The organism is Leptospira sp. WS58.C1, from assembly GCF_040833995.1.
Classification (GTDB): domain Bacteria; phylum Spirochaetota; class Leptospiria; order Leptospirales; family Leptospiraceae; genus Leptospira_B; species Leptospira_B cinconiae.
Genome location: NZ_CP162137.1, coordinates 2567723 through 2593512 on the forward strand (window position 1 = coordinate 2567723; position 25790 = coordinate 2593512).

Sequence of the window (25790 nt, forward strand, 5' to 3'; positions counted from 1 at the left end):
GCGGTTCTACCTTGCCGAGAAACAAATAACAGCGCGAACCTCCCTTTTGCCTCTTTGGGTACCTGCCAAATCGGCAATCTATTGCCGTATTCTTCAACTCAAGTCCGGAAACGGGAGTTCCTACCTGAAAAAATTTCCGATTTTTGGCCGACCCAGGTGAAAAAAACTTGTAAGAAATACTTCATATTCAAAGTAATATACTTTAATAATAAACTATTAATTCCTAAATTAATAGAAGGAAGTATTCAAAATGTTAGAAACACTTTTAGCAACCAGCAACGATATCGTTCCACTGGTCTTAAGATTAACCCTCGGGATCGTAATCTTCCCGCACGGCGCCCAAAAGTTATTGGGTTGGTTCGGCGGTTACGGATTCAAAGGAACCTACGGTTATTTTACACAAACTGCGGGACTTCCAGGGATCATCGCATTCTTAGTCATCATAGGTGAATCCTTCGGTTCGGTGGCACTCGTCCTAGGACTACTCACTCGTTTCTCCGCAATTTCAATCGGTATCATCATGTTAGGTGCAGCCCTACTCGTTCACAGAGAACATGGATTTTTTATCAACTGGTTCGGAGCTCAAAAAGGAGAAGGTTACGAATTCCAAATATTGGCCATCGGACTTGCAATCGCGTTAGCGATTACAGGCGGAGGAGCTTACTCTTTGGATCTAGCGATCCTTTCTTCACTCTAAAATAAAATTGCAACCCCTCTGTGAACTCAGTGTTCTCCGTGCGAAATGTTTTTACACTTTTAGATCGCACGGAGCCCACCGAGAACACGGAGGTTTTCGAAATTAATATTTATAAGCCTTATCTTCCAATTGCGCCTTACGTGTAGTAGTTGCAGAAGGATCGATATCAGCTTGGGCCACAGTCACATAGGGGCTACCAGTTCCACCGGAAGCGTATGAATTATAATTGATGGTCCCGCTCGGAGCATAACTCAAATCACTAGTATCCGTTCTGAAAGGAGAAGTTACAGAAAGTTTGTTAAAACTAGTACCTTCTGTGGAGTCCGGATATTCCGCAACAAGAGAAGTCCATTCGACCAGAGAACCGTCATAGAATACAGTAGGATATCCTAATATATTCTGAGATACAAAACCGTTCACCTGAGCTTCGAAATTTGTTCTACATTGGGAAACAATCGTAGCTCCTGCAGTATAACCCGCTCCACCGGTTCCAGTATTTGCAAAAATACCGGCAAGAGTCGCCTTATCCTTGAATCTATATCCCGTAGCAGAAGTGTCCAATAGAGAAGCCCAAGGAAACGTTTTCGCTCCTTTGATCCTGGTCTCAAACAAAACATACTTCTTAGGAGTTCCACTCACACCTGCAGCAGGAGCGCCGGAATCATTCCAAGCGGTAGTGATATGATTCGCTCCTGCATTCGTGATTCCGACAGTTTGATCGAACTGAGCGGTAGGTCTTGCATCTACTATGATCTGTGTCCCGGTAAGTCCGGAAACGGAGGCCGCCCCATTCGCTTTTACGATCTTAATGATATCTTCTAAAGTTAGAGTGATGATCGTATTATCCACTTTCAATTGTTTTACGCTAAAATTCCCGTTAGCATTAGGGGCCGTATCCTTCGTCGCGGAAAGATAAGTAGCGTTCGTAAAATTGGTCCTGATATCTCCGTTTAAGATCGCAAGATGTTTGATATCCGCTCCCCAATATCTCAACCAATAAATCCCTCTCGTAATATCCTGGGTTTGACTTCCGTTCGTATAAGCGGTACCGTTATTGTTCGCGGACCCGACCGCAAAAACTACCAGATCCGTATTCAAATTGATCCCATACACCTGAAGCCATTGGTCCACAGTTGCCCCATCCGCTTGGTAACGAACTGAGTTACGAATGAGTCCGGTATTTCTCTGTTGATTAAAACGAAATCCAGCTTGGAAATCGTCCAGATGATACACATAGACTCCGTTCGCATTATCAGACTTGATGTAGGATCTCCCGCTCGTATCTCCCGAAAAATTATTCGCAAGACTACTCTGTAAGATCACAAGTTTACCGCTGATATGAGCAGGCTTTTGGTTTTGCCAATCGCTTACCCAAGACTCCAGACGAGAAGCAGTGATGAGCCCCCATTCGTTATCATCATAAGAAGCCGCAGACTCATTCGTTAAATCCGAAGCCGAACTGACCGGAATGGAATTTCCAAAACCTGCCAAAACCGCCAATGCGGAATTAGAATCGCCACCCCCTGAATCGCAGGAGACAAACGTCCCCGAAACTAGGCCGAGTATTAGCCCAATATAGATCACCTTCATATATATTTCTCCTAACGCGGCAAGCCACGAGTTAGCTCTTTTTGCTTGGAAGGATTACAAAATCACCCGAAATATACAATATAACAGAAAAACGGGCGTAATAACGGAGAATATATTGAGTGAGTTTCTAAAGTATTACCACAGATATGTCTCGAAGGGAGATGACTCCCCCAGTCGCAGCGCAGAGGAGCAACAGTATTGCTCCGAATGTGAGACTAGGACCCAGATGAGCTGCAAATCTGGAGTCCCGCCGCTGCCGCCCTCTCCGAGGAATCTTTTTGTCCGAACCCCCGGCCCGAAACATCTTCAAAAGTAAAAATCATAGGCTCACGCAGAGACGTGAAGTCGCGGAGGCTTTTGGACTTAGGTTTGTCTCTTCATTTAAAATCTCTTGTTGGAACTCCTGCTGAAAGGGGATGGACAGGATTCTTCCAGGTAAAATCCTTAGAAAAAGCATTCCAAACTGAACTCACATCCAAAAAAACAAGGTTGATTCATGAAAATTCACGAGTACCAGGCCAAGGAAATCCTGAGACGCCATAACGCCAAAGTTCCTTTCGGCGTAGTAATTGATAAAAAAGAAGACGGTGCAAAAGCCCATGAAGAAGTTTCTTCCAAAACGGGAGCATCTGTAGTTGTCGTTAAAGCCCAAATCCACGCGGGTGGAAGAGGAAAAGGCGGCGGAGTTAAAGTCACCAAAACCAAAGAAGACGCATTAGCAGCTATCGACAAGATCCTTGGCATGCAACTTATCACTCCTCAAACCGGAGTCGAAGGTAAAAAAGTCCTGAAAGTTTATCTGGAGCAAGGGATCAATATCGCGAAGGAATTTTATTTAAGTGTCTTATTAGATCGCGCGATCCGCAAAACAATCATCATGGCTTCTACCGAAGGTGGAATGGAGATCGAAGAAGTTGCGGAAACTCATCCTGAAAAGATCCTAAAGATCGCAATCGATCCGGGCATCGGATTACAACCGAACCAAGCTTCCCAACTCGCTTTCGACCTGGGACTTCCAGCCGAATCCCATAAGTCTTTCAAAGCACTTTTGACTTCCGTTTACAATGCGTATATTAAAGAAGATGCATCTTTATTAGAGATCAACCCTTTGATCCTTACCAAAGAGAACGAGATCGTGGCAGGTGACTGTAAGATCGATCTGGACGAGAATGCATTGTATCGCCATCCTGAAAACGCAGCATTTAGAGATATTTCCGAAGAAGATCCTTTGGAAGTCCAAGCTAGCGAATACAATATCAACTATGTTAAGTTAGACGGAAACATCGGCTGTATGGTGAACGGTGCAGGTCTTGCAATGGCAACTATGGACATCGTTAAACTTGCAGGAGCAGAACCGGCCAACTTCCTCGACGTAGGCGGTGGAGCGAACGTTACTACCGTTACTAACGGATTCAAACTGATCTTGGGTGATCCGAACGTAAAAGGGATCTTCGTGAATATTTTCGGAGGGATCGTTCGTTGTGACCGAGTCGCCCTGGGGATCATCGAAGCCGCTAAAGCTGTAAATATCCACGTTCCGTTAGTGGTTCGTTTGAAAGGAACCAATGCGGAAGAAGGCAAAAGGATCCTAAACGAATCCGGTCTGAATATCATCGCGGAAGAAGATCTTCGAACCGCGGCCAAAAAAGTGGCGGAAGCCATTAAATAAAAAACATAAGGTTAACTTAATATAACATGGCAGTATTAGTAGATAACAATACGAGAGTTGTAGTTCAGGGTATTACCGGTAAAGAAGGTTCTTTCCATGCCCAGCAGATGATCGAGTACGGAACCAATGTGGTCGGCGGAGTCACTCCAGGAAAAGGGGGACAAAAAGCCGACTTAGTCGGTAAGGCGGTTCCGGTATTCAATAGCCTAAAAGACGCGATGGTGAACGAAGGTGCAAACGCATCCATCATTTTCGTTCCGCCTCCATTCGCTGCTGACGCGATCTTAGAAGGAATTTTTAACGAGATCCCTCTGGTGGTTTGTATCACTGAGGGAATCCCAACTCACGATATGTTGAAAGTGTATAGCGCTTTAAGAAATTCGAAAACCAGACTGATCGGACCGAACTGTCCAGGGATCATTTCTCCGAAGTACAACGTGAAAATGGGGATCATGCCCGGTTTTATACACCAAGCAGGAACAATCGGTATCGTTTCCCGTTCCGGGACCTTAACTTACGAGTCGGTTGCACAGTTAAGCCAACATGGTTTGGGACAGTCCACTGTGATCGGTATCGGTGGAGACCCTGTTCCAGGAATGAACCACACAGAAGCGGTAACACTTCTGAACGAAGACCCTGAAACCAAAGGTATCGTAATGATCGGAGAGATCGGTGGAACTTCCGAGGAAGAAGCTGCCGCTTATATCAAAGCTAATGTTAAAAAACCTGTAGTAGGGTTTATCGCAGGCCAAACTGCGCCTCCTGGGAAAAGGATGGGGCATGCGGGTGCGATCATCAGCGGAGGGATGGGAACTGCTTCCTCCAAAATGAAAGCTATGCAGGATGCAGGCATTTCTGTTTGCCAATCTATCGCCGAAGTCGGCGAAAAAATGAAAAAAGCATTAGGTTAATCTAATACTTTAATCGGAGGAAAGGTTATGAAATTAGAAAACGGGAATTTTTGGACCAATACAATGAGCTGGAAGACGATCTCCGTCTTTTTGGTTTCGAACCTTATCCTCCTTTCGGGTCTTTCCGGAGTATTTTCCCAAGAAAATAAATCCGGAAAAGTCCTGAAGTTAACTACGGAAGAAACCGTCAAAAGGGCTTTAGATAGTAACTTCAAATTACAAAACCTAAGATATGAATTGGCAAAAACCGATTCAAACTACCTGAAAGCCGAGTCCCAATATTCTTGGAGATTAGTAGCCGACGGGAGTTTCAGGCAAACCGTGCTTCCTTTGAACCAAAACAACGTCTTTACCGGAACAAAAACTTCCGATGATACGATCAAGGGAGGGATTGAAAAAACCATCCGTGCTACCGGGACCTACTTCAAGTTAGAAGCGGGTAATAGAAGATTCGACTCCAACGCTTTCGAGGATAAGAACAACCCGCTCACTTCCGGTTTTGCAGGACTCGCACTTCCTCCTCTTTATACGGGATTTATTACAGCTACGGTTTCTCAGGACTTACTAAAGAATTCGTTCGGTTATAAAGGAAGGAATCAGGAGAAGATCCTGGATAACCAAAAAGAAATGGCGAAAAGCCAAGTCTCTTTGCAGATCTCTGAAGCGATCGTAGGATCCCTTGTGGATTTCTGGGATTATTCGGTTAAATTACAGTCCTTAAAAACATTCCGCAGATTAAAAGAAAACGTAAGCAATATTAGAAATCTTACCGTGCGTAAACAAGGTTTAGGACTTTCGGAAGGATTCGAAGTCAACCAGTGGAACGCCTTACTTGCACAAGCCGATAGCCAATTAGAAACCGCAGTCGTTCAAAAGGACGAGGCAAAAAGAAAATTGGCTCGTACTTTAAAATTAGAGAGCGATTTGGATCTTTCGGAAGAAACGGACCTCATGGAAGAAATTCCGGAGAAACCCGATTACAATAAAGACTTAGAGATCGCTTACAAAAAGAGATCGGATTATCTAAACGCAGTCAGAGAAAAAGAGATCGCCGAACTTATGTTAAAAAACGCCAAAAGTGATCAGTTGCCTAGTCTGACTCTTTCAGGCTCCGCTTCTTCACAAGCGCAAACGATCACTAGCCCTGATAAAAATTTTACGGACGCTACAGACGGCGTGCAGTCTGCACGTTACAAAGACTTCAACGGAAAAGTAAGTTTCGCTTATCCGTTATTCGATAAGGGAGTGGCAGCAGGCAGAAGAGATTCCGAGATCGGAGTGCGTCAGGCAACTTTAAAAGAGAACGAAGTTAAGAATGAAGTGAGAGACGATCTAAGAGGAAGGATCGATTCTTTAGAAGCTAGTTATAAAATTTATAAAAACTCGATAGTCACCGAAAAAGAAACTCAAAACTATTATAACGGTGTGGTTCGAAGCTTCCAACAAGGAAGAGCGGATGCGGTAGCAGTTAAGAACGCGTTGGATACTTTGGTAAGAGACCAGCTCAGTCTTACCCAAGCAAAAGTGAATTTTAATATAGATCTCATGAGATACTATATCGCTAAAAACATGCTTTTGGAAAGATTCGATCTGGATGCGGAAAAACTTCTTCCTAATTTGGAATAAAAGGTTTCGTAGTTCTCTTTGAAACGCGGATTTTTCCTTTCTATATTCGGGATCGTATTATTCGGGCTGATCGTATGGCTTACCGTTCGTTTTTGGCCCAAACCATCCGACACTATTTACGAATATTATAAAAAGGAAAAATGGGAGAAGGTAATCTCCCTTGTAAAAAAGTCCTCCTCTCCTACTCCGGAAGATCTTTTTTACGCTTCCCAGTCAATTCTCAAATTAAACGCGGAACTGATCACTAAAGACTCGGAAGACAGGGCGAAAATTTCGGCAAGACTCCTAAAAGAGAACGGCATCAGCTCTGGCAAATCCCTCGAATCCAAGGGGGAATTTCCCGTATTCGAAGATCCTTTTATCCTACAACTCAGACCGGGCGGATACTGGAGACAAAAGGCGATCCTTTCCAGGATCGAGATCGCAGGAGAATGGGAAGATGATATTCTATTCTTGCGTGACTTAAAGGAACTGATCCGAAGTAATCCGGTTACATTAGGGATTTCTTCTTATTCTTCCGTTTTGAAAAAAGTTTTGAGAAGAGAGACTAAACTTTCTGACTCCGACCAAAACAATCTTTCAGAATTATTAGGTTTTCTTTCCGTTAGAGAAGACTCCACGTTACTCGGATCCAGATTTAAAAACACCGGAGAGAATACGAATCTTAGGACCGGCCCGGGAACGGAAAACCCCGGAAAAGCTCGTTTGAAAAAAGGCGTCTTACTTTACGCATTAGACAAGGATCCCCGTTCCGAAACAGTACAAGGAAGAAAAGGAAATTGGGTCCAAGTATATATTCCTGAGTTGCAGATCTCGGGCTGGATCTTCTCCCATTTTTTAGAAGAAGATCCTTATCCAAACGTAAAGGCCGAGGAAACATTTTTAGCATTCTCCCAGTCCGAAAAAAGCCAAGCCTGGGACTTTGCATTTTGGACGGAAGATAAACTTCCTCCGGGATTTCATGGAGAATATATTCCTACGGAAAAATTAGCCTTAGACGGAGATTATGGGATCGTTCTACACAGATCTAAAACGGGAAAATACAAAGAGATTTGTAGGATCGTAGAAGAACCTTTTAGATCTTTGGAATTTTTAACGGCAAGTTTAAGCGGAGAAGAATCCGTTCCTATTTTTAAATTGTATTCAGGCAGACCCGGCGAGTGGAAGTCCGCCTATCAAATCGACCTTGACAGAGAGAGTATCTCCATCAATAGGAACAAATATATACTTGGGAATTCAGGCGGAAAGAAACGATTCCAATTAGGAATTTTTTCCGCAAACGGAGCGATATCGGCGTCTTTATTAGTAGGAGAAAAAACCGTATTACAAGGAATTTCTCCGGAAGAAGACCTTACCTCCACGGAGGGAGTTCTATTCAAACTCTGTATGCAACAAGCGGAAAAAAGATCCGATTCCAATGCGGCAGCGTTTAGTTTTAAGTTTTTATTTTGATCTTTAGATCGAGCGAGGAAAATCAGTGCCTACTTACGATTATAGATGCAAGGCTTGCGGACAAACTTTCGAACATTTTCAATCCATGAAGGACGATCCCTTAACTACCTGTCTTCTTTGCGGTAAAACCGGAGAAGTAGATAGGTTGATCTCTAACGGAGGAGGGATTATCTTCAAAGGCTCCGGGTTTTACGTTACGGACTATAAATCTTCTTCCAAAAGTTCCGAATCATCCACCGGCTCTTCCGGTTCTTCTTCCAACTAAGTTTGGGACGTTTAGGAATATTAGCGGGAGGAGGAAATCTTCCTCAGATAGGCATGAGAGAAGCTCTAGCCGCCGGGGAAGATCCGTTCTTTCTTTCCATAGCCGAGTCCGATTTTACTCCGGGAAATTATCCGGATAGAGTGATCCCGATCCGGATCGCGAAGATCGGCGGAGTGTTAAAAGTATGCAAAACAAATCAGATAGATAGACTTCTTCTATTAGGAAAAGTTAAAAAAGAGATCATATTCAAAAGCCTGAACTTCGATCTAAAAGCGCTCGCTTTACTCGCCAGAATGGTAAATCGCCATGATTATTCCATCTTCAAAACGGTGGCGGAAGATTTCGAAAAACAAGGTATTCATATTATTTCCCAAAAAACTTACTTAAAGTCTCTTCTACTTCCGGAAGGACGTTATACAAAAAGAGCATTGGACAAAAAACAGGTTGAAGACGTAATCTTCGGAATGGAATACGCGGAGAAGATCGCACACCTGGATATTGGCCAAGCGGTAGTCGTCGTAGACAAATCCGTATTGGCAGTCGAAGCGGTGGAAGGAACGGACCAAGCAATTCGAAGAGGCGGAAGTTTCGCCAAAAAAAGAAAGGCAGTCGTTTGCAAAAGTTCCAAACCAAGCCAAGACCCTAGATTCGATCTACCTACAGTCGGAGTAGAAACCTTAAAAGTAATGAGCGAGCATAACTGCGATACGCTCGCAGTTCGGGAAGGAGAGACCATAATCGTAAATCCCTCCGAATTTATTAACCTTGCAGAAAAATTGAAAATCCATATCTTGAGCATCGGCCGTGGCAACGTCTCGAAAATTAACTCTTCCCAAAAAAAGCTCCCTAAAGCCTAAAAAGGCCGGAGACAAGATCAGGACGGAAAACCTTTCCGTACCCTCTTCTCCCGTATTTATGATGTTAGCCGGGGAACATTCAGGCGATCTACTCGGGGCAGAAGTATTAAAAGAACTTAAAAAACATGATCCTGACTTTACGTTTTTTGGGATTGGCGGCCCCAGAATGTTGGAAGAAGGTTTCGACTCCATAGAAAATATGGAAGAACTTTCCGTGATCGGATTCACCGCGGTACTATTCAAATACAAATTTTTAAAAGCGCTTATGGATCGATTGGTAGAAGAAGCAGTTGCGCGTTCTTGCACACATGCCGTCCTGATCGATTATCCAGGATTCAATCTAAGGCTTGCAGCTAGACTTAAAAAATTAGGGATCAAAGTGATCTTCTATGTTTCTCCCCAACTCTGGGCCTGGAATTTCGGAAGGATCCATAAGATCAAAGAATCTATCGATCTGATGTTGGTATTATTTCCGTTCGAGAAAAAGATCTACGACGATTACGGAGTTCGTTCCGTATTTGTAGGGCATCCGATTGCCCAGAGGATTAAGGAGAAGATCCGAAAAGAGGCCCCGATCCCGGTCGACGAGAAACAACTAGCGCATCTACAGACGATCACTCTTATGCCCGGCTCCCGATCCGGTGAGATCCATAGAATGTTGGATACATTACTCCGATCAGCGGCACTTATTCATGCCGAAGCCGAAGCGGAGAAAAAACATGTTCGCTTTCTCATTCCGAATATCAACGTAAAAGAAGAAGAGTTTATCCAAACGAAAATTAAGGAAACGGAAGAAGCTCATCCAGGTATTAAGATCGAATATTTATTCGATCGTTCCTTGAGATGTATCGAAATTTCCGATATTGTCCTTGTAACTTCCGGAACGGCAACCTTAGAAGTTGTATATTTTGAAAAACCGATGGTGATCCTATACAAGGTCAGCCTGCTCAGTTATTTTATCTCTGCCCTTCTCATCCGTACACCTTTTATAGGGCTCGTCAATATCCTGAGCGGACGAGAAACCGTGAAGGAACTCATACAGGCCGAATGTACTCCGGAAGAAACCGTGAGAGAAACAATGGCCATCCTAAAAAACAAAAAGTACAGGAACCAGATGATAGAAGAGATCCGCTCCGTAAAGGAATCCTTAGGAGAGGAGCATAGTTCTAAGAACGCGAGCCGGGCAATCCTTCAATTCTTGAAAGAAAAGCCAACTACCGTCTAAGAAGATCTCGGCCTGTAGGAACTCCTACAAGTATAGGACACAAAAATAGTTTGCAGGAATGCAAGTTTTGTGATAAGGAACTTTTCGGTAAGCGCGTACCACCGCGCCGGCCCCCGCCCAATGAGGGTGGGCACGACCTTACTCTTTCACGCAACCCGCGCTATTCTCTTTGATCTTAAATGCAAACGCGGAGATAGGAACCGCCGAAATGGATTCACTGGAAAGTGAGTAAGTATTCCCTGTCACAAAATATTTTACGAAGTCGGAATCCACATAAGAGTTCGCAGTAGCGTTCACGTTTCCGCCTTTCCAATACACATTTCGCTTTGGAGGACTCCCAGGGTTCCAATAATCGAATCCCATCTCGAACTTAGGAGGAACAGGCACGGGAAATTCTCCCTTACCTTTCCAGATCGTATTGGAAAGTTTCACCTTGTCTATGGTGATGTACATTCTATCGTGAATGTCTAAGAAATTATTTCCGTTAAATCTAATATTACCGTCGGAGTCCAAAGTTTCTGGGATCAATTCACCGCCGCAGAAAGAAAAGCTAGGAACTCCCCAAGCTAAATTGATGGTCTCAAAATCGATCCCGAAGTAAGGATTATCCGTTCCGTAAGTAAAATAAGAATTCAACTTAGCGGTTCCGGAACCCGTAATACTTGCATCCAAACGAGATTGAGAAGGTGCAAATTTCAAACCTACATCCAATTTTCCCATACTAGGAAGTCCAAGATCCCATTTCACTTCCTTAGCAAGAAGTTTGAGACTTCCCGTAGGATTTTCCAAAAAATATTTATAGATAGGAGTTCTGGTAAAATTAATTTCAGGGATCAATTTTTCCATTCTGGTATGGATATCTTCTCTGATCCATTGACGAACGGAACTATACAAAGGAAAAAAGTTGGAAAGAACGATGGAGTCAGTCTCTAACTCGAGATTATACTCTCCCTGTAAAGGAAAATAGGAACTCCCGTCTCCTTTGACTCCCTTTCTGTATCCTGTTTTACCTTTCAGATTTGCAGACCAGGGAAGACCGAATTGTTTTCCTTTCAGTTTTGCTTCCAAAATCCCGGAAAGGTTCCAGCCTAACTCCGCATCTTTGATTTCCAGGTCCAAATAAGGATCCTTCCATTTAAAATTTTGGAGAGAAAATTTTGCCTCGGACTTCATCCAATCTCCGTAACTTCCGGTCTCCGTTCCCTTCCAATGTAGATCCAGACTTCCGCCTAGCGTTTCCAGATCGGAAGAAACAGGTAGAAAATTCCGGATATCGTCTAGATCTTGGACCGTAAGGCTTAAATCCCAGGATTTTAGTCCTTTTGCGTTTTTAGATTTCAGAAGAGTGAGTTTATCTTCTCCCACCAATATCTTGTGCTCTTCCGTAAAGAATTCTCCTTTTTGAGAGCGAGTCCATTCATGTTCCAGATCTATCTCTTTCCATTCCCAAACTTCACTTTGTAAAGGAAGTTCCTGTAATACGATCCCTTTTACATTAGAAAATTCTGTATTACCTTGGACCTTCAGATTGGTTCCGTCCGATTCTAAAACAGCCCGACCGGAAATTTTTCCTTTTTTCGGATAGAATTGGGAGAATTCCGAATACAAACCTCCGGAAGATTCCGCCTTTGCATTCTTGAACAAGATCTCGAGGTTCATGTTCTTACTTCCGATATCCGTACTGAACTTTCCGCTAACATATCTAAAACCCGGAATAGGAAATAAAGAGTCGGAAATTTGGACATTGATCTTAGTATCTTCTTTTCTGATCGTAAAATCGATCCCCTTTACATTCTCCAGAAGTACTTTGCCACCCTTATAAACAGTGACTGTTGTATCCTCTAATCGGATCTCTGGAATATTGATCTTATGGATATAGGAAAGAATTTCTCCCGAGATCCGATCTTCCAGATCGATACTCAGTTGTGCATTACGCACTCGGATCGCTTTTACGGAAGGTTGTCCTTTCCAAAGACCTCGTAGTAATAATTCAATCTTGTTCGCTTTGAAGATCATCCGTTGGGAAGCAAAGTCTTCGTCGCTGGAAATTTTCAAATCTTCTATAAATACATGGTTCGGGAATTCGTATTCTACGACTCCCAAAGTCACCGCCCTATCCAGTTCTTCGTTAATGAATCCTCGTGTGAGTTCCTTCACTCCTCGGAGGTCCAGAACTCTTCTCACGAAGTACCATTCTGCTGTTTCTTTTGCAGCGGCTAAAAGAAGAAATACCACAACAAGAGCAATGGAGATCTTTCTAAAGGAAGGTTTTTCGGTGATAGATTGTATCTTTGAAAAAGAAGAAGATACGAATCGATACAATTTAGATGGGACAGCGATCCGGAACGTCACACTGTCCTTTTTGAAGAATGGATTTTTAGGGAGAGAAAAAGAGAAAAAAATTACCGTTGGAGAACCTGGTTGATTTTCTCCGAGGTTTCCTTCAGTACTAGGCTTTCCGGAAATTTCTGTAATCCCTCTTCCAGAACCAACTGACATCTTTTGTATTCCTTAATTCTGTAGAAGCTGACCACTACGGTTTCATAGTAGAATAGATCTTTTTCGAAATTTTTCTCTCTGGAAGCTCTACCTAAAATACCCAAAGCCTGGCCGTATTTCTCGTCTTCGAAATAGGCTTTTGCCCACATTTTTTTGCGGGTTACCGACTCAAAATCGCGATCCACATTGTCCGACTTACGGAAATGCACGATAGCATTATCATAGTCATTGATCCCGAGATAGGCAGAACCTAAATAATGGTCCAAATGTTGAAGATTGCGACCTTCTTTGGAGTTTTGCAATTCTCTCAAAACGAGAGAAGCTTCTTTGAAAGATTCGATTTTTAGTAGTAGTTTGGATTTTTGGAGGAGTAGCTCGGAACGTCTTTTATCTTCAGGGTGTAGATCGCTTAATTGTTGGTCTATTCCCTTGATTTCCGCTCGGACCTGGGTCTCTAAATTGGCGGAAACCGCCCCTTCTTTTTGTGTACTTGCACAGTAGAGGAGGAATTGAGCTCCGATAAACAATATTGTCAGATATTTACTCATTTTCTCATCCGATTTTCAATTTTTCGAGTTCTTGCAGGAAATCGCTAGTCTCCTGCTGCCTGGTTTCCTCGTTGGAAAGCCAGTCCAAAGTCTCCGGATCTATCTCCTTAAGGAAGCGAGAAGGCTCGGAGGCCAATTGCTCCCCAAATTTGCGGCGATTGGCGGCACCTGTCAAGCATAAATGCCTCTTCGCCCGAGTCATCGCTACATACATTAAACGCCGCTCTTCGTCCACAGATTGGTCTTCTACAGTAGCCCTTCCGGAAGGCAAAATTCCCTCTTCTAATCCTACGACATAAACAGACTCGAATTCCAACCCTTTGGACTGGTGAATGGTGAGTAACTGTACTCGATTGTCCTCCTTCTCATCCGAAGGCTCGTCTTCCATAAGCATCGCCAAACGGTTGATAAAGTCGAATAAAGTAGGCTTTTCGCCGGAGTCGTTGTTCTCTTCGAAGAAAGCCAACATATTCACAAGCTCGGACATATTGTAAATACGAGCCTTTGCTACCTTCTCCTCTTTCTCTTCCAAAACGATCTCTTTTTCCAGTCCCAGATCTGCGATTAACTCTCGTAAGGCGAAAAATAATCTGGGCGAAGAAGAGAACTTTTTCTTTGCCTTTTCGATCAGATTTACGAAATTATAGATCTCGGAGGAGATTTTACGGTTCAGATCCGGGATAAAATCGGGGGATTCGCATACTCGGAATAATGTCTCATAGAGTGACTCCTTGTTCTGAGCCGCTTTTTCATGCACAAGAGAAATGGATCCTGCACCGATCCCCCGTTTCGGATAATTAATAATTCGTAATAAAGACGCATCGTCCTTTTGGTTTGCGATAAGACGAATATAAGAGATCAAGTCTCGGACCTCTTTACGGTCGAAGAAGTTATAACCGCCTACCACCTTGTAAGGCATTTCCCTGGCTCGGAATGCTTCTTCGAAAGGTCTGGATTGGAAGTTCGTACGGAATAAGATCGCGATCTGGCTTCCCTTTCTTTTCTCTTTTATGATCTCTTCTCGGATATTTTCCGCTACCCATTCCGCTTCGTCTTTTTCGTCCCCTCTTTCCACATACTTCACCTTGAGGGCGCCGGGTACCTTGGAAAAAAGTTCCTTGGATCTTCTGGAAAGATTATGACGAATGAGAGAGTTTGCGGCGGAGACTATGATATCCGTGGATCTATAATTTTCCAAAAGACGGATAACGTTCGCACCTTTAAAATCGTTCTCGAATCCAAGGATCAAGCTTACATCCGAACCTCTAAATGCATAGATGGATTGATCGTCGTCCCCGACTACGCAGAGATTGTCCGATTCACCCATGAGCGCTCTTAAAAATTCGTATTGGATCGGGTTGGTATCCTGGAACTCGTCCACCATGAAGTATTGGTACTTTTTATGGTATTCGTCTCTTACTTCTTCGAACTGTCTTAGAAGTTTGGAAGGAAGAAGGATCAAATCGTCGAAGTCGATCGAGTTCTGTTCTTTTAAAGTATCTTGGTATTGTTGAAAAAGAGAAGCAGCTAAAAGATCTCCCTCATTCATAGAGGTTCTCATATCCGCCAAATAATCCGACCCTGAGTTTTTGATCCTGGAAATTTTAGAAAGGACTTCCATGATCTGAGGACGTTTCGGCTCCAACTTTTGGGCCACAAGCATGCCTGTGACAAGTCCTTCTTGGTCCGCTTGGTTCAGAAGAAGGAACGGATGTTTGTATCCCAGCTTTTCAATATGTTTTTTTAATATTCCGAGCCCGAGAGAATGGAAGGTGGAAAGTACGATCCCTTTTAATAAGTTCCTTGGAATAAGTTTGCGGACCCTTTCTCCCATTTCTTTGGCACTTTTGTTTGTGAAAGACAATGCAACGATCTTTCCCGCAGGAATATGATGATCTTGGATCATATGGGCGATCCGATTCGAGATCACTCTTGTTTTTCCGGAACCGGCACCTGCAAAAATCAAAAGCGGCCCGTGGACCGTTTGGACTGCGCGGGCTTGTTCGGGAGAAAGACTCTGAAAAATGGAAGCGGAATCCCGAGACTCTTTCGGTCTTTCTTCTCTCTTTCTTTTGGGGGCGGGAAGTTTTTCTTCGGAACTAGAATTTTCGGAGGTCGGGGATACTTCGGATGCGTCGACATCCTTTTCCCTTGAAACTTCCTCTAAATTCGATGGAACTTCGGCCGAAATTGGAATTTCTAAGGAATCCGACTCTTCCAAAGCGGGAATTGAGACTTCGACTTGCTCTGGAGTTCCTACCGTTGACTCAGGTTCCATGAAATCATCTTCTTCATAAAAAGAAGAACCGTAGGATTCCTCTTGTATCTCTTCGTGCGGAGACGGAGCGGGAGTTTCTACCATTTGCGGACCTTCTTCTTCCATCGAAATACTTTCCGAAAAGCTGAGGAGCGGCGGCTCTTGTCCAGGCTCCTCCGACTTCTCTTCTGGAATTTCCAAATGGGAAAACAGATCTAGCTCCAGACTTTGATTCGTTTCTTCTTTCATCCGATTTATGAGGGCAAAATAATCCCTGGATCCGAAAAATCCTGATTTTCGAACCCCAGGTATAAGCGACATAATCCTGATTTTTCTCTTCTTGTCAACCGTGTACAGGCAAAGGTTTGCGAATCTGAATGGATTTCAAAACACTGGAAGAAAGCTCGACTATGCAAGAATTCCTCCCAGAAAATTACCTCCCCGATTCCAATCTCTGGGAAGCAGGAAGAGAAACTTCCATATTCAAAACCCCGATTTTCGAGTTAGTCTCCGTTCCGAAAGTTTCTCCGGACAAAACGATCTCAGGGAATTTTTTCAAAATAGAATCTAAGGATTGGGTGAATGTGATCGCACTCACCCAGGACGAAAACGTGATCCTGATCGATCAATACAGACACGGTTTACATTCTTATTGTCTGGAAATCCCCGGTGGGATCGCGGACAAAAACTCCCTCCTAGAATCCGCTCAGGCAGAATTGAGAGAAGAGACCGGTTTTGCCTCGGATGATTGGGAATATTTAGGAAAAATTTCCGCAAATCCGGCAATCCTGAATAACTGGTGTCATACTTATATTGCCAGAAATATTTATCCTCACCCTGGTGGACAGGATCTGGATGAAAGCGAACAAATAGAAGTGTATCAATATCCTCTAAACAAAGTCCCCGAAATTTTAGATAAGAATATCCTGCACCATGGGATGGTCGTCGCCGCATTCGGATTGTTCTTTTTAAAATACGGAGAAAAGAAGAAGTAGAACTATCTCATGACAAAAACCGCAAGCACGAGCCCATTCGTCTCTTTACAGGTCCCTGAATTCAGGAATTTTTTGGCCGGAAAATTTTTGGTCACACTTTCATTCATTATGCAATCCACTGTGGTCTTTTGGCAGATTGACCATATCACTCACGATGCATTCTTCGTGGGTCTCATAGGATTTGCAGAGCTTGTGCCTAACGTTGCAGTTTCCCTATTTTCCGGATTGGTTGTGGACAGTATTCCAAGAAAAAAGATCATCTTCCTTTCACTCACCGGTTTGACTTTCAGTTCTTTCTTACTTTTATTATTCACTCTTCCCGGTTTCGAATGGGTTATCGAAAATTATTGGGTCTATCCGATCTATTCTGTGATCTTTTTCTCCGGGATCTGCAGAGGGTTTTTATCCCCTAGTATCGCAGCTTTTCAAACCCAATTAGTCTCTAAGGAAATTTTTCCGAATGCTGCGACTTGGAGCGGTGTTGCTTGGCAGGGTTCCGCGGTTTTAGGTCCGATGCTTGGCGGACTTCTGACCGGATTTAACGGAGTACAAACGGCTTATCTTGCGGACTTCTGCATTATGGTTTTTTCCTTATTCCTGCTATTATTAGTTCCGTCCAAACCTGTTCCGGAAAAACAAGGAGAGAAGGAATCCATCTGGAAAAGTTTGGGAACCGGTTGGAAGTTCGTATTCGGCCACCAATTGATCTTAGGCGCGATCAGTTTGGATCTGTTTGCGGTATTATTCGGAGGAGCAGTTGCACTTATACCGACATTCTCCCGAGAAGTTTTAGGAATGGGCCCGGAATATTACGGAATATTAAGATCGGCTCCAGCGATCGGTGCGGTGCTTTGTGCGTTATTTATCGCAGTCAAACCTCCCAAAACAAATTCCGGAATTATACTACTCAGTAGCGTATTCGGTTTCGGGATCTGTATGATCGTATTCGCGCTCTCCAAGAATTTTTATCTATCTTGCGCAGCCCTGGTCGTAAGCGGTTCCTTCGATATGGTAAGTGTTGTGATCCGACATACGATCGTTCAGATGTATACCCCGGAACATATGAGGGGAAGAGTCTCCGCGGTAAATAATATCTTCATAGGTTCTTCTAACGAGTTGGGAGCATTCGAATCGGGAGCCGCCGCCAAAGCATTTGGCCTAGTCCCTTCCGTGGTATTAGGAGGAACTCTTACTCTTTTAACGGTAGGGATCGTTACCGCGATCGCACCTCGTCTAAGAAAAATGGATCTAAAGGATATAACGGTTTAAATATGGATAATATTCTTACCCAACAAGAGGCAATGCTCCGCTCCGGACAGATCTCCGAAGTGGATTACACCTTAAAATTAAAACTAGAAAAAGGATCCCAAGAATACGAGGGAGAGACCACAGTCCGATTCGTATACAACGGCGGCAAAAAAGGGAAACTCAAAGTGGATTTTATTTCCAAAAAGATCGAGATCCTTTGGCTGAACGGTAAAGAAGAAACAAATTACGAAAAAAAAGAATCCGCACTATTCTTATCCGGAGAATTATTAGCGGAAGGTAAAAACGAACTCAAAGTAAAATACAAAAATGCCTTCGATCATAGCGGTTCGGGCTTTCATAAATTTACGGATCCTTCCGACAAAGCGGAATACATGCATACGGACTTCGAGCCGTTCGAAGCTCATAGATTATTCCCCTCTTTCGACCAGCCGGATCTAAAAGCGACTTACGAGTTGGAGATTACCGGACCTTCGGAATGGACCTATATCCACAACACGGTCCCGAAATCGGAAGAGACCCAGGGAAATTATAAAAACATAAAGTTCCAGAAGACCAAAAAATTCTCCACGTATCTATTCTCTCTCATCGTAGGTCCTTATGCGGTTTGGGAAGATAAAGCGGGAGAGATCCCTCTTAGAATATTCTGCCGTAAGTCCCTCTCCAAATATATGGATGCGGAGAATTTGTTTGCGATCACCAAGGAAGCGTTCGGTTTTTTACAGGAATATTTCGGGATTCCCTATCCGTACGGAAAATACGACCAGATATTCGTGCCTGAATTCAATATGGGAGCCATGGAAAATGTGGGAGCGGTCACATTTTCCGAAAGTTATATTTTCCGCGGGCCACGGATCTACTCGGAATATCTAAATAGAGCCAACACTGTGTATCACGAAATGGTACACATGTGGTTCGGAAACCTGGTCACAATGAAATGGTGGAACGATCTCTGGCTAAACGAAAGTTTTGCGGATTATCTTTCTTATTATTCCATGTCCAAAGGGAAAATTTTCCCGGACGCATTAGAACATTTTTATGTAAGGGAAGAATGGGCTTATAGAGAAGACCAACTTTCCACAACCCACCCGATCGCCGGAAAAGCGGAAAATACCTTGGAAGCGATCAGCAATTTCGACGGGATCTCTTATTCCAAAGGGGCTTCCGTTCTTCGCCAATTGATGTACTACGTGGGAGAAGAAAAATTCAGGGATGCGATGCGGCTTTATTTTAAAAGACATGCCGAAAAGAACACAGTCCTAAACGATTTTCTTTCCTGCATGTCGGAAACAAGCGGCATCGATATCCGAGGTTGGAGTAAGGAATGGTTGGAAACTACAGGAGTCAACACTCTCAGTCCTGTCCGACAAAACGGTAGATTGTTTTTACACCAAGGACCTTCCGCAACAAACGGACTTTTACGCACGCACGCACTTCAAGCAACATTATTCCGAGAAAAGAACGGAGTATTGGAAGAAGTCTGGAAAAAAAGAGTTCTCGTAAAAGGAAAAGAAACCCTATTGGAGGAAAATTATACCGGAGAAGCGGACCTTCTACTCTTAAACACCGAAGACTTCGCCTATGCCAAAACCTATCTAAGTAAAGAATCGCTTCCAATCTTAAAAAGAAGCTTACACACTCTAAAGGATCGTTTTTCCAGAAGAGTTGTATGGGGAAGTTTATGGCAGATGGTAAGAGATGCGGAACTTTCTCCCAAGGAATTTTTGGAATTAGCCTTGGACCAAGGACTGAAAGAACCTGACCTTTCCGTTCGAAACAGTCATATACTTACCAAAGCTTTGACGGTAATAGACAATTATATTCCGGAGACTGAAAAGCGAACCTGGTCCGATCAACTTAATCGTATCGCCAAGCAAAAATCGCTTTTAGCCCAAAACCCGGAACAAGAACAGATCCTATGGTTTAGAATATTAGAAAATACTTCTAAATCTCCCGAACAACTCGCATACTTAAAAGAATTATTGGATCAGAAAAAAAGTATTCCAGGGATCGCAATGGACCAAGAGAGACGTTGGGTCATTCTTTCCAGACTAAGCGCCCACGGAGATCCGGAATCTTCTAAACGGATCGAAGAAGAAGTTACTAAAGACAATACCGATCTGGGAGCAAAAAAAGCGTTCTTAGCAAAAGTCTCCTTCCCGGACCCTAAAACCAAAAAAGAATCCTGGGAAAGATTTTTGAAACCGATCGACGGAGATTCGACGGATTTTTTAAGATATGGGATGAGAGGATTCCAATGGAATCACCAAAAGGATCTGCTGGTTACTTATACGGAGGAGTATTTTAACTCGGTGATCTCCGTGTATGAAACAAGAGATCCTCATTTTGCCTCCGCATTCGGACATCTCATGTTCCCTTCTTTTGAGCCGGATCCGAATCTGTTAAAAAGGACACAAGAGTTTCTGGACCAAAATAAAAAACTACCGGAATTATTGAGAAAGGATCTCCAACAGCAGAGGGACGATATGCAAAGAACCTTGAAAGTTTTGGAAAAGTATAAGAGCCTATCGGCACTTGAAGCCCGTGACTAAACACTAAGCGATAACCTAATTTTTGAAACGGTCTATAAGATCTAAACGGTCTTTCTAATTCCCTAAGAAAAAAGAAGAGTTAGAGGGCAGCCTCCAACTCTTAACCAAAAAGATCTATATTTTAGACTGGATTATGTGGTAGCAGGTTCCCTTTTTCCGGAGGAGTTTACCGAAGTTTCTCCATGTTGTTTTTTCCATTCATCTAATTTTTTATCCATTACCTTAAACCATAAAGGTGGGAATAAAGCCAAAAGGATCATCAATTCGTATCCGTAAGGGAGTTGCGGACTTTCTTCGAAATGACGTAAGGATTGGTATCTTCTTCCTGCGTTTGCATGATGATCGGAATGTCTTTGTAATTGGAACAAAAACGCGTTAGACAAACTAAAGTTTTGGTTCCAAGAATGGATCGGTAAAACCTTCTCGAATTTTCCGGGAGAAACTTCCTTACGAGCTAAGCCGTAATGTTCGATATAGTTCACCAACTCTAACAGAGAGAATGCGATCCAACTTTGCACAAAGAAAAATGCAGGCACCTGCCAGTTCAAATTTCCGGTGATCGCATAAAATATCCCCGTCACCGCGGAAATAAATAAAAGAGGAATGATCATGGATGTGATCATCTCATTCTCCAAAGTCCAAACGGATTTTCCCAGCTTACCTAATCTTTTTTTCTCTAAATTCCAAGCGCTTGTCAAACTTCCAAAAACGGTTCTTGGATAAAAAGAAAAGAAGGACTCCCCTTTCCTGCTGGAAGCCGGGTCTTCATGAGTGGAAACATTCACATGATGGCCTCGGTTATGTTCTATGAAGAAGTGCATATAACATACGGTCATAAGAATGAACTTGGAATACCATTGCTCGATCTTTGTATTCTTATGCCCCAATTCGTGTGCTACGGTGATTCCGATCCCACCTGTATTCACACCGATCGCTAAAACAAAAGCTCCCCATTCCAATGTAGAAAGAGGTTGGGTTTGGACTTCCCACAGAGCCCAAATCACCAATCCGAACTGGATCCAAGCCCAAGCATAGGTCAGGAATCTAAAATAGAATTCCTTTTGCAATTCAGGGACATCTTCTTCCTTAGGATTGCTCGCATCCGGACCGATCCAAAGGTCCATGATCGGAAGAATCCCGAAAACCACCGCCAAAGTTAAAAAATTATAGTATCCACCCAAATAATAACCTAACACGGCCAAAACCGGAATTAGGTATGCAATCAAAAAGGATAATCTTTTCCCAACACTCATTTCTCTCTCTCCTATCCCAGATTTTCCGGGAAAATCAATCGATTTAATTTATTTCGAACGTTTGGTATTATAACATACGCTGAATTCGAGGCAAGAAAAAAATTTCAAAACGAATATTTTTTCTAACAATTGTTTTATAATAAGCCGGATCGGGAAATCATAAAGGAATGGTGCGGGAACTGTAGAGATACATTTGCTCTTTTCCAACTCTCTGTGTGCTCCGTGTCTCTGTGCGAAACATGTTTTTGCATTTGATTCGGACAGAGTTCACGGAGGTTCTGCCGCAACATTGTTACAGAATTTACAATAGTCTTCCCTTACAAGTGGAAGAATCTCATACATGTGGGCCTGTCGAACTCCTACATCTAAAAAATAAATTATCAACTACACACTTCGGTCTAGCCCCTTCGATTTTTATCCTTGTTTCGGAAGGCCTCTTCAAAAGCATGGTTTATGAGAAGAAAACTTCACCTTCCTTAAGACGAAAAACTTCCCCCACGCGAAAACGTATAACGTTCCCATTCCGAGGAAACCCTTAATGAGTCTTAACGGATTAAATTTCTATTCCTATCTTAGTCGTATCCGAATTCTTAAAACCTATTCCAGTAAAATTATGCTTGTGGCCTTTTTTGGGACACATGTTCCCTTAATCACACTTTTATTATTTTTCATTTTATCCACCGTACAGGATTTTCAAACCGCCCTTAAAATTTTAGGGATTGCTCTTGCGGCAACTCTTGCAGGAACTGCGGCCACTCTTCTCGCCTTACATAAACTTTTAGCTCCGGTGATGCTTACTTCAAGATCATTGAATAGATATCTGAGTGAGAGAGAGCTCCCGAATTTACCCACAATATTCCAAGATGAAGCCGGTTCCTTGATGGCGGACACGGTTACCGCTGTGCGCAAGTTAGACGAGCTCATCCATTATATGGCTAACTATGACGGTTTATCCGGACTACCGAATCGGGATCTATTTTTGGAAAGACTGAGTAGTTCCCTTCATGAACTTTCCATGAGAGAGGAAATATTAAGTTTTCCTGTTCTATCTTTAGAAGCGACTCACTTAAAACAGATCCGATCCAATTTCGGTGTGCATATAGGGGACCTATATCTGAGAGCTTTAGTCCAAAAATTGGAAACGATGCTCGGCCCGGAAACCATCCTGGCAAGGACAGGAGATGGAGAGTTTTCTTTCTTTCCTTCACCTTCTTCTTCCCAAATTTTAGAAACGGATTCGGAGATCTGGGCAGGAAAGATCCAAAACAGCGTATCTTCTCCTTTGAATGTGGTAGACCATCAGATCTCTTCCGAGATACAGATTGGAATTTCGGTTTTTCCCTATGATGGAAAATCGTCCGATCAACTTTTATGGAAATCGGAGACTGCTTTAAACCAAGCAAAACTTTCGGGGACCACAAAGATCCAAACTTATTCTTCCGAATGGAAGGAAAGAATGAAGGAGAAATACCTACTCGAAAAAGACCTAAGACTTGCAATATCTAAAAACCAATTATTCCTTCAGTACCAGCCCAGAATAGAAGTACAAACCGGAAAAAAGATCTCCGCAGAAGCATTACTCAGATGGAAACATCCGGAATACGGGCTCATCTCCCCTACTATCTTCATACCGATCGCGGAAGAAAGTGGGATTATAGCTGAGATGGGCGAATGGGTCCTTTCCAAATCAATGGAGGACTTAGGAAATTGGAAAAAAAGAGGAATTCCCCCGATCCGTATCTCGGTGAATTTATCCGTAAAACAATTGGAAGATAAGAATATCACGAAGAAGGTCTTAGATATCTTGGAGAAAAACGATTTGAGTGTGGAAGATCTGGAATTGGAGATCACCGAATCGAGTTTAATCACCAATACGCAGCCAGCTTTGGAAATTTTAGGAGAGTTACATTCCTGGGGGATTTCCCTCGCCTTGGACGATTTTGGAACAGGTTACTCCAGCCTTTCTTATTTAAGTAAAATTCCGCTCAAAACACTCAAAGTGGACCAATCCTTCGTACGCAAAATTCTAACGGATCCGAATTCTTTGGCAATATCCAAAACGATCGTTGCTTTGGGAAAAAGTTTAGGACTTCGAATCACCGCGGAAGGTGTGGAAACCGAGGCTCAAATGCGGAAAATCAAGGATCTGGGTTGCGATGAAGCGCAGGGATATTTCTTAAGTAAACCGATCCTTTTGGAAGAATTGGAGAAGTTCGTCCAAACCTAAAACAACTTTTAACAACAGATCGACTGGTCCGCATCGATCGATCCGAATCCAAACTTTCCGGCCTTTCCCTTTATTACATTTAATCTGTTTGTAACAGTTCTCTCCTTAATCGAATTGCAGGAGTATCCATACTTTCCATAAGGAGGATAGAGCGAATCGGAAGTATTACATTATGATTACGAGAACTTTTATTACAATTTCAATTTTTCTAATATGTTTGGGGACCCTTTCTGCGGACACCGTGACCAATATCAAAACCAAAGAAGTGATCGAGAACGTAAAAACCTCTCAGACGGAACAGGGTGTGATCGTTGAGTTCGAAGACGGCTCCCGTAGAGGTTTTGACAGAACGTCCGTTACTGTAGAAGCCAAACCTGTGGAGTGGAAACAAAAGGAACAGGAAAACTATCCTGATAAGGAAAGATATACTGATTACGGGATCCTTGGCGGGTTCGGACTATTGTTCCTTCTTTTACCTTGGTAACCAAGTTTTTAATCCAACTCTAATCCAGACGTAACGTGTACGTAAAGATAAAGGATTATGTTCTATTGTAGGTTCGAAAACATTTCAGCGCAAATAAGCGAATATTCGGATCATTCGAAGGAGATATTTTGTTTATGAAAACAAAAATAAAAAGAGTGCTTAGTGTTTTTTCGGTCTTTGCACTTTCTATAACTTACATCAATTGCCCACCGGCAAGTAAATCAAATGACTCTGCGGCATTCTTAGCTTTATTGAGCGGCGGTTGCAAATCGGGAAGTATCACAGGTACGGATAACTGGTCCGGAACTGTTTCCTTATGCGGAATCGTGACCGTTGAAAACGGAGGCACTCTAAACGTAGCTGCCGGAACCACGGTTAAAGGATTTCCAGGATCATATATCCTAGTACTCCAAGGTGGAAAAATTTTCGCAGATGGAACAGCGGGTTCCCCAATTGTATTTACATCCGGTTTTGATGTAGGTTCTCGCGCACCTGGGGATTGGGGTGGTATCGTAATCGTTGGGAATGCTTCCGGCGCAGCTGCGGGGGAAACAGAAGGTGTAAATCCACAACCATACGGACTAACTACTGCTGCCGCAACTGAAACTGATAATTCCGGAATATTAAACTACGTACGGATCGAATTTGCAGGTAACGAAGTTTCAACAAACGATGAACTAAACGGTCTCTCCATGTATGGAGTTGGAAGTGGAACTACTATTTCATACGTTCAAATTCATAGAGGTTTAGATGATGGAATAGAAGCTTGGGGTGGAAGCGTGAATATGGATCATATTCTTGTTACTGGTACCATGGATGACGACTTGGACTTAGACGAAGCCTACGGCGGAACTGTTACCGAGTTCATCTCCCATAAATACCCATCCGCTTGCGGAGGAGTCTATTCCGCCGATCCTCGAAATTTTGAGATGGATGGATTTGCCTCAAATGGAGCCGCACCTGTAGCCGGCTATCGTGACGATTCATTTAGCGCGACTATCACTAACTTTACCCTCGTAGGTATACCGGATGTCGTTTCCGGCTCCCAAATTGCAAGATTCAGAGAAGGCTTCCAAGGAAATCTTTCTAACGGTGTAATGGTACAAAGATCCTCCGGTAACGGTCAGGTTTCCGCTAATGGCGGCGGCGGTCCTGCGACTACTGTAGGCTTCACCAATGTTTTTGCTACGACAGCTTTTTCTTCCGTTACAGCCGATGCGGATGCAACAATCACAACCACCGGCGAAGACTCCAGTTGTGAATTCTCAACAGTACCGAACTACACATTATTGAATGCTTCCGTTAATGGTGGAAACGGTTCAGACGGACAATGGTATAACGGTTGGACCTATTATAGAGCCAATTAATTTCGAATAACTAAAAAATCGGTCCCGAGGTCGGGACCGATTTTACCGAA

Annotated in this window: 19 protein-coding genes; 14 read left to right on the forward strand and 5 right to left on the reverse strand. The window is 43.1% G+C overall.

What is annotated here, in order from left to right; all coding sequences use genetic code 11:
- The first annotated feature begins 250 nt into the window (after positions 1–250).
- Positions 251–697, forward strand: a complete 447-nt coding sequence (locus AB3N61_RS11780; protein ID WP_020770258.1) for a DoxX family protein — start codon at positions 251–253, stop codon at positions 695–697.
- A gap of 102 nt (positions 698–799) precedes the next feature.
- On the opposite strand, the gene AB3N61_RS11785 is transcribed toward AB3N61_RS11780, so the two are convergent.
- Positions 800–2287, reverse strand: a complete 1488-nt coding sequence (locus tag AB3N61_RS11785) for a sulfurtransferase (RefSeq protein WP_367897662.1) — start codon at positions 2285–2287, stop codon at positions 800–802.
- Between the two features lie 496 nt (positions 2288–2783).
- Between AB3N61_RS11785 and sucC the strand changes: the two genes are divergently transcribed.
- From sucC to lpxB, 7 genes are read left to right on the forward strand one after another with little or no spacing between them, the layout of a single operon-like run.
- The gene (gene sucC, locus AB3N61_RS11790; RefSeq protein ID WP_020770261.1) at positions 2784–3956 is read left to right on the forward strand and encodes an ADP-forming succinate--CoA ligase subunit beta; all 1173 of its coding nucleotides are present in this window, start codon (positions 2784–2786) and stop codon (positions 3954–3956) included.
- A 26-nt stretch (positions 3957–3982) separates the two neighbouring features.
- The gene (gene sucD / locus AB3N61_RS11795; RefSeq protein WP_020770232.1) at positions 3983–4867 is read left to right on the forward strand and encodes a succinate--CoA ligase subunit alpha; all 885 of its coding nucleotides are present in this window, start codon (positions 3983–3985) and stop codon (positions 4865–4867) included.
- Positions 4868–4894: 27 nt separating this feature from the next.
- Positions 4895–6493, forward strand: coding sequence for a TolC family protein (locus tag AB3N61_RS11800; protein WP_367897663.1), 1599 nt, complete (start codon positions 4895–4897; stop codon positions 6491–6493).
- 18 nt (positions 6494–6511) lie between these two features.
- A complete protein-coding gene (locus tag AB3N61_RS11805; RefSeq protein WP_367897664.1) occupies positions 6512–7945 on the forward strand; it encodes a hypothetical protein in 1434 nt (477 codons plus the stop codon).
- A 25-nt stretch (positions 7946–7970) separates the two neighbouring features.
- Entirely contained in the window at positions 7971–8210 is a 240-nt protein-coding gene (locus AB3N61_RS11810) for an FmdB family zinc ribbon protein (RefSeq protein ID WP_367897665.1), read from the forward strand.
- A gap of 2 nt (positions 8211–8212) precedes the next feature.
- On the forward strand, positions 8213–9067 hold the full coding sequence (locus AB3N61_RS11815) for an LpxI family protein (RefSeq protein ID WP_020770187.1): 855 nt from the start codon (positions 8213–8215) through the stop codon (positions 9065–9067).
- Entirely contained in the window at positions 9015–10292 is a 1278-nt protein-coding gene (lpxB, locus tag AB3N61_RS11820) for a lipid-A-disaccharide synthase (protein WP_367897666.1), read from the forward strand. The genes AB3N61_RS11815 and lpxB overlap by 53 nt, the downstream gene beginning before the upstream one ends.
- Positions 10293–10430: 138 nt before the next feature.
- Here the strand turns inward: lpxB and AB3N61_RS11825 are convergent, their stop codons facing one another.
- The 3 genes from AB3N61_RS11825 to AB3N61_RS11835 are packed head-to-tail and all read right to left on the reverse strand — an operon-like array spanning position 10431 to position 15365.
- Positions 10431–12791 carry an LIC_12586 family protein gene (locus AB3N61_RS11825; RefSeq protein WP_367897667.1) on the reverse strand — a complete coding sequence of 787 codons (2361 nt, stop codon included), beginning with the start codon at positions 12789–12791 and terminating at the stop codon, positions 10431–10433.
- Positions 12695–13339: a tetratricopeptide repeat protein gene (locus AB3N61_RS11830; RefSeq protein WP_020770254.1), complete on the reverse strand. Its 645-nt coding sequence runs from the start codon at positions 13337–13339 to the stop codon at positions 12695–12697. Before AB3N61_RS11830 ends, AB3N61_RS11825 begins: the two co-directional genes overlap by 97 nt.
- Positions 13340–13343: 4 nt before the next feature.
- Positions 13344–15365, reverse strand: coding sequence for an ATP-dependent helicase (locus tag AB3N61_RS11835; RefSeq protein WP_367899093.1), 2022 nt, complete (start codon positions 15363–15365; stop codon positions 13344–13346).
- A 641-nt stretch (positions 15366–16006) separates the two neighbouring features.
- Here AB3N61_RS11835 and AB3N61_RS11840 point away from each other — a divergent pair.
- From AB3N61_RS11840 to pepN, 3 genes are read left to right on the forward strand one after another with little or no spacing between them, the layout of a single operon-like run.
- Positions 16007–16591: an NUDIX hydrolase gene (locus tag AB3N61_RS11840; RefSeq protein WP_367897668.1), complete on the forward strand. Its 585-nt coding sequence runs from the start codon at positions 16007–16009 to the stop codon at positions 16589–16591.
- Positions 16592–16600: 9 nt separating this feature from the next.
- Entirely contained in the window at positions 16601–17860 is a 1260-nt protein-coding gene (locus AB3N61_RS11845) for an MFS transporter (protein WP_367897669.1), read from the forward strand.
- Positions 17861–17862: 2 nt separating this feature from the next.
- Entirely contained in the window at positions 17863–20409 is a 2547-nt protein-coding gene (pepN, locus tag AB3N61_RS11850) for an aminopeptidase N (protein ID WP_367897670.1), read from the forward strand.
- A gap of 131 nt (positions 20410–20540) precedes the next feature.
- On the opposite strand, the gene AB3N61_RS11855 is transcribed toward pepN, so the two are convergent.
- On the reverse strand, positions 20541–21662 hold the full coding sequence (locus AB3N61_RS11855; RefSeq protein ID WP_020770213.1) for an alkane 1-monooxygenase: 1122 nt from the start codon (positions 21660–21662) through the stop codon (positions 20541–20543).
- Between the two features lie 538 nt (positions 21663–22200).
- On the opposite strand from AB3N61_RS11855, the gene AB3N61_RS11860 reads away from it, so the two are divergent.
- From AB3N61_RS11860 to AB3N61_RS11870, 3 genes are all read left to right on the forward strand, one after another.
- Positions 22201–23889: a putative bifunctional diguanylate cyclase/phosphodiesterase gene (locus AB3N61_RS11860; RefSeq protein ID WP_367897671.1), complete on the forward strand. Its 1689-nt coding sequence runs from the start codon at positions 22201–22203 to the stop codon at positions 23887–23889.
- 172 nt (positions 23890–24061) lie between these two features.
- Positions 24062–24373, forward strand: a complete 312-nt coding sequence (locus tag AB3N61_RS11865; RefSeq protein ID WP_367897672.1) for an LIMLP_04285 family protein — start codon at positions 24062–24064, stop codon at positions 24371–24373.
- A 134-nt stretch (positions 24374–24507) separates the two neighbouring features.
- The gene (locus AB3N61_RS11870) at positions 24508–25740 is read left to right on the forward strand and encodes a hypothetical protein (RefSeq protein WP_367897673.1); all 1233 of its coding nucleotides are present in this window, start codon (positions 24508–24510) and stop codon (positions 25738–25740) included.
- Positions 25741–25790: the final 50 nt, after the last annotated feature.

Excerpts from the sequence above, each read along its gene's own strand:
- AB3N61_RS11780 (WP_020770258.1), top strand. The coding sequence starts at position 251 with ATGTTAGAAACACTTTTAGCAACCAGCAACGATATCGTTCCACTGGTC.
- AB3N61_RS11785 (WP_367897662.1), bottom strand. The coding sequence starts at position 2,287 with ATGAAGGTGATCTATATTGGGCTAATACTCGGCCTAGTTTCGGGGACG.
- sucC (WP_020770261.1), top strand. The coding sequence starts at position 2,784 with ATGAAAATTCACGAGTACCAGGCCAAGGAAATCCTGAGACGCCATAAC.
- sucD (WP_020770232.1), top strand. The coding sequence starts at position 3,983 with ATGGCAGTATTAGTAGATAACAATACGAGAGTTGTAGTTCAGGGTATT.
- AB3N61_RS11800 (WP_367897663.1), top strand. The coding sequence starts at position 4,895 with ATGAAATTAGAAAACGGGAATTTTTGGACCAATACAATGAGCTGGAAG.
- AB3N61_RS11825 (WP_367897667.1), bottom strand. The coding sequence starts at position 12,791 with ATGTCAGTTGGTTCTGGAAGAGGGATTACAGAAATTTCCGGAAAGCCT.
- AB3N61_RS11830 (WP_020770254.1), bottom strand. The coding sequence starts at position 13,339 with ATGAGTAAATATCTGACAATATTGTTTATCGGAGCTCAATTCCTCCTC.
- AB3N61_RS11840 (WP_367897668.1), top strand. The coding sequence starts at position 16,007 with ATGCAAGAATTCCTCCCAGAAAATTACCTCCCCGATTCCAATCTCTGG.
- AB3N61_RS11845 (WP_367897669.1), top strand. The coding sequence starts at position 16,601 with ATGACAAAAACCGCAAGCACGAGCCCATTCGTCTCTTTACAGGTCCCT.
- pepN (WP_367897670.1), top strand. The coding sequence starts at position 17,863 with ATGGATAATATTCTTACCCAACAAGAGGCAATGCTCCGCTCCGGACAG.
- AB3N61_RS11855 (WP_020770213.1), bottom strand. The coding sequence starts at position 21,662 with ATGAGTGTTGGGAAAAGATTATCCTTTTTGATTGCATACCTAATTCCG.
- AB3N61_RS11860 (WP_367897671.1), top strand. The coding sequence starts at position 22,201 with ATGAGTCTTAACGGATTAAATTTCTATTCCTATCTTAGTCGTATCCGA.
- AB3N61_RS11865 (WP_367897672.1), top strand. The coding sequence starts at position 24,062 with ATGATTACGAGAACTTTTATTACAATTTCAATTTTTCTAATATGTTTG.
- AB3N61_RS11870 (WP_367897673.1), top strand. The coding sequence starts at position 24,508 with ATGAAAACAAAAATAAAAAGAGTGCTTAGTGTTTTTTCGGTCTTTGCA.